The sequence below is a fragment of the Leekyejoonella antrihumi genome, from assembly GCF_007845645.1.
Taxonomy (GTDB): Bacteria; Actinomycetota; Actinomycetes; order Actinomycetales; family Dermatophilaceae; genus Leekyejoonella; species Leekyejoonella antrihumi.
The window spans coordinates 1-1045 of the sequence record NZ_VCQV01000138.1 but is presented as its reverse complement, the minus strand read 5'-3'; the positions used below and the strand labels follow the sequence as shown (position 1 = coordinate 1045).

Genomic DNA, 1045 nt, shown 5'->3' with positions numbered 1-1045 from the left:
CGGTCCGGCTCCCTGCACGGCGGTGCAGGACGCGCGCAACAACTACGGCGGCGCCGGCTGGCTGGCCAACCAGCTGGCGAGCAGCTACCAGATGAGTCCGCTGTACGCGCAGGGTGACCTCGGCGCCGGGCAGACGGTGGCCGTGCTGGAGCTGGAGCCCTACACGCCGAGCGACATCAGCACCTACCAGTCCTGCTACCACACCTCCGCATCCGTGAAGACGGTCGCGATCGACGGGGGCGCCACCGGCGGCCAGAGCGGGGAAGCAGCCCTGGACATCGAGAACATTGCCGGGTTCGCCCCGCGCTCGACGATCTGGGTCTACAGCGCGCCCAACAACGGAGTGGGTCTGTTGCCCGCCTACTCGAAGATGGTCACCGACGACGTCGCCAAGACGATCTCCACCTCCTGGGGGCTCTGTGAGCAGGACAGCCCCTCCGCGGAGTTCTCGGCGGAGAACACCGTCTTCCAGCAGGCCGCGGCGCAGGGTCAGAGCATCTACGCCGCGGCGGGCGACGACGGCTCGACCGGCTGCTACTCGGCAAACTTCCCATCGGAGACGGAGCTGGCGGTGGACGACCCGGCCAGCCAGCCATACGTCACCGGGGTCGGCGGCACCACGCTCAACACGCAAGGCCCACCCCCTGGCGAGACGACCTGGGACGAGGCGGCGCTCGGTGCCGGTGCGGGCGGGGGCGGCATCTCGACCGTGTGGCCGATGCCGACCTACCAGTCCACCAGCAAGGTGCCGGGAGTCATCAACCCCTACTCCAGCAAGACCCCGTGCGGCGCGGCGTCGGGCTACTGCCGGGAAGTGCCCGACATCTCCGCCGATGGTGACCCCGAGAGCGGCTACTACATCTACAACGCGGTCAACGGGGGATGGGAGCTCATCGGCGGCACCAGCGCCGCGGCACCCTTGTGGGCGGGGATGACCGCACTGATCAACGCGCTGCCGCAGTGCACCACCCGGCTCGGCTTCGCCAACCCGACCCTGTACTCGGTCGCCGCACACGCCGGCCTCGGCGGGTTCCACGACATCACC

At 69.7% G+C, this 1045-nt stretch carries 1 protein-coding gene; it reads left to right on the top strand.

From position 1 onward, the window contains the following. Nucleotides 1-1045 (top strand): S53 family peptidase (locus FGL98_RS25135; RefSeq protein ID WP_146321625.1); only part of this gene is annotated, 1045 nt, incomplete at both ends.